We start from the raw sequence: 3,248 nt of genomic DNA, 5'->3' as shown, positions 1-3,248 counted from the left end.
GGCGCAGAGACAACTACCTGGCCCCGCACAGCTGGCAGGGCTGAGCAACGTCTTCCCCGACTGCCGGAGGGCCGGAGGGCCGCACCCCTACTCTGGGTGCGGCCCTCCGTCGGTCTCATTGCCTGGTCGGCGTCGCGCCCACGCCCCCGGCCAACGGCGCATCAGCGCATCAGCGCGAGAGTCGTTGAAGCGGAACACCACCACAGAAGATGCGGACCTGTCAGTCAGCGGTACCTGGCTCAACTACCCACTCGGCATGCAGACCGCTCACCGAAGCGATCATGTCGAAGTCGCCGTCATAGTGCAGGACCGTCACCCGGTGCCGCTCGGCGGTTGCCGCGATGAGGACGTCGGCCAGCGACAGAGCCCGGTGAAAACCGGCGTTCAGTGCCAAGGCCTGGATCTCGAGCGCCCGCTCGAACTCCTGGTCATCGCAGGGCAGGTAGTCGAATCCGCGGAGCAGGGTGCGCAGGCGTGCCGCCTCGGGCTTTCCGCGCGCCGAGAACAGAATCTCGTACTTGGTCGGGCCGCAGACCGTAAGGAGCCCATCGCGGTCCAAGGCATCCAGCCGCGCCCGCACCGCCGCTTTGCCCCGGCGGGCCAGAGCGGACTTGTCGATGAGATAACGCCCCTTCACGCTGCCGAGGCCCCGCCTTCGCGCTTCAGGGAGCCATCCGCATTCCGTGGCCCCGTCTGCGCGCGGATCTCGGCGAATACGTCTTCGAACTCACCCTCGTCCATGGCATCGAAGAGTTCCCGGCGCAGCCGCAGCCGCACCCCCTCCTCCATGGCCGCCCGCACCGCAGCGGCCTTCGTCTTCACCCCGTACACCCGCATCGCCTGCTCGACGATCTCGTCATCCAGATCGATCACAGTCCTGGCCATCAGATATCCCTCCACAGCCGACGGTACGGCAAAGATATCAATCGAGGCACAGAAATGATATCCAGACGTGAGCGAGCATCGCAGATGCCCACGTCAGACGTGGTGGCGCGACCCATGAGACCGCTCACCAGCCGGACCGTCCGCCCCCGGAATGCCGCGTGGAGCGACTCCTCCATGAGCCAACCGATCGACCTGCCGTGCGGAGCTGCCTCGCAGAGGCTGCCGGAGCCGCAAAAAGGGGCTCGTCACAGATCTACGAAGACCGCGGCGTCGTCGAGAAGACGAGGGCTGCCACGGAGATGACCACGGACCGCCGTGGCGATCTGGCCCGATGAGTCACTCATAGCCGGATGCTAGGTGCGTGGCCGGTCATGGCGCGACAAAGTGCCGAAAACCCCCAGATCGGGATCGTTGGCTCTCCAGCCTGAGCTGCGGGCCGCTACCGTGAAGCCATGACCGCACTGCCCGACTGGATGCGCCCGCCGCGCGCGGAAGGCTGGTTCGCGGAGGACCTCGACCGCCTCCCCGAGGCGCCCCGCCACACCGAGCTGATCGACGGAGCCCTCGTCTTCATGATGTCGCCCCAGAGGTGGTGGCACGGCCACCTCATCACCATGCTCACAGTCGCGCTCATGGAGCAGGTGCCCGCGGACACCAGAGTCGGCCGCGAGATGACCATCAAACTCGACCCACGCAACCGTCCCGAACCGGACCTGCTGGTGACGACGGCCGACTTCGACGGTGACCGCACCTGGTTCGCTCCCGAAGACGTCCAGCTTGTCATCGAGGTCGTCTCTCCCGAGTCCGCCCATCGCGATCGCACAGTAAAGCTCCGCAAGTACGCGGAGGCCGGAATCCCGCACTACTGGTGCATCGAGGACGAGGACGGGGCACCCGTCGTCCACGTCTACGAGCTCGACGAGCCCACCGGCGCCTACGCGCCCGCCGGCATCTTCCGGGGCAACCTCCGACGCCCAGTCCCCTTCGAAGTCAGCCTGGACCTCGACAAGCTCACGCCGCCCCGAAGCGGCTGAAAGTCAGCACCAAGTCAGCACGGGAATGCAGAAGGGGTCGGACTCACCAGAGTCCGACCCCTTCTGACCTGCATATTTGACGAAATTATCTAACGTGCAGTAATGAGGCGATTACACGTTGAAGCGGAACTCCACCACATCCCCGTCCTGCATCACATACTCCTTGCCCTCCATGCGCGCCTTGCCCTTCGCGCGGGCCTCTGCCACTGAGCCGGTCTCCACCAGGTCCGCGAAGGAGATGACCTCCGCCTTGATGAAGCCCTTCTGGAAGTCCGTGTGGATGACGCCCGCTGCCTCGGGGGCCGTCGCTCCCTGGGGGATCGTCCAGGCGCGGGACTCCTTCGGGCCCGCCGTGAGGTAGGTCTGGAGGCCGAGGGTGCGGAAGCCCACGTGGGCCAGGGTGGCGAGGCCGGGCTCTTCCTGGCCCACCGACTGGAGGAGTTCCAGGGCCTCGTCCTCGTCGAGCTCCGCGAGGTCCGACTCCAGCTTGGCGTTGAGGAAGATCGCCTCCGCGGGGGCGACCAGGGCGCGCTGCGCGGCCTTGAAGTCGTCGTCCGTCAGCTCGTCCTCGTCGACGTTGAAGACGTAGAGGAAGGGCTTGGTGGTGAGGAGGTGCAGGTCGTGCAGAAGCTCCGCGCGCTCGCTGCCCTGGACGATGCCCTGCGAGAAGAGCGTGTCGCCCTTCTCCAGGATCTCCTTGGCCGACTCCACCGCCGCCACCTTCGGGGCGATGTCCTTCTTGATCCGCGACTCCTTCTGGAGGCGGGGCAGGACCTTCTCGATGGTCTGGAGGTCGGCGAGGATCAGCTCGGTGTTGATCGTCTCGATGTCGTCCTTGGGCGAGACCTTGCCGTCGACGTGCACGACGTTCTCGTCCTTGAAGGCGCGGATGACCTGGCAGATCGCGTCCGACTCACGGATGTTCGCGAGGAACTTGTTGCCCAGGCCCTCGCCCTCGCTCGCGCCGCGCACGATGCCCGCGATGTCGACGAAGTCGACCGTGGCGGGCAGGACCCGCTGGGAGGAGAAGATCTCGGCCAACTTCGTCAGGCGGGGGTCGGGGACACCGACCACGCCGACGTTCGGCTCGATCGTGGCGAACGGGTAGTTGGCCGCCAGCACGTCGTTCTTGGTCAGGGCGTTGAACAGGGTCGACTTGCCGACATTCGGCAGACCGACGATTCCGATCGTGAGCGACACGTTGCGACTTCCCGTACGTCAGGGCTGGGTGGGAGCACGGCCCCGTTCGCTTGCTCGCGCTTCGTACGCGGTGTGACGGCGATTCGTACGCGCGCCGCACACAGGGGCCGATCCCACAGTCTACGGCGT

General features: G+C 66.2%; 4 protein-coding genes. 1 reads left to right on the top strand and 3 read right to left on the bottom strand.

Features of this window, described 5'->3' with window-relative positions; all coding sequences use genetic code 11:
- Nucleotides 1-220: 220 nt before the first annotated feature.
- Nucleotides 221-637 carry a PIN domain nuclease gene (locus AB8Z36_RS33630; protein ID WP_369217177.1) on the bottom strand — a complete coding sequence of 139 codons (417 nt, stop codon included), beginning with the start codon at nt 635-637 and terminating at the stop codon, nt 221-223.
- Nucleotides 634-885 (bottom strand): type II toxin-antitoxin system VapB family antitoxin, encoded by a 252-nt coding sequence (locus tag AB8Z36_RS33625; protein ID WP_369217176.1) that lies wholly within the window; start codon nt 883-885, stop codon nt 634-636. Before AB8Z36_RS33625 ends, AB8Z36_RS33630 begins: the two co-directional genes overlap by 4 nt.
- Nucleotides 886-1,337: 452 nt before the next feature.
- Between AB8Z36_RS33625 and AB8Z36_RS33620 the strand changes: the two genes are divergently transcribed.
- Complete coding sequence (locus AB8Z36_RS33620; RefSeq protein ID WP_369217175.1) at nt 1,338-1,919, top strand: Uma2 family endonuclease; 582 nt, start codon at nt 1,338-1,340, stop codon at nt 1,917-1,919.
- A 111-nt stretch (nt 1,920-2,030) separates the two neighbouring features.
- Here the strand turns inward: AB8Z36_RS33620 and ychF are convergent, their stop codons facing one another.
- Nucleotides 2,031-3,119, bottom strand: a complete 1,089-nt coding sequence (gene ychF / locus AB8Z36_RS33615) for a redox-regulated ATPase YchF (protein WP_369217174.1) — start codon at nt 3,117-3,119, stop codon at nt 2,031-2,033.
- Nucleotides 3,120-3,248: the final 129 nt, after the last annotated feature.

This window comes from Streptomyces flavofungini, from assembly GCF_041028215.1.
GTDB classification, from domain to species: Bacteria; Actinomycetota; Actinomycetes; order Streptomycetales; family Streptomycetaceae; genus Streptomyces; species Streptomyces flavofungini_B.
Note: the sequence above shows the minus strand (reverse complement) of the source record. Positions and strands in the feature narration are given on the sequence as shown.

Excerpts from the sequence above, each read along its gene's own strand:
- AB8Z36_RS33625 (WP_369217176.1), bottom strand. The coding sequence starts at position 885 with ATGGCCAGGACTGTGATCGATCTGGATGACGAGATCGTCGAGCAGGCG.
- AB8Z36_RS33620 (WP_369217175.1), top strand. The coding sequence starts at position 1,338 with ATGACCGCACTGCCCGACTGGATGCGCCCGCCGCGCGCGGAAGGCTGG.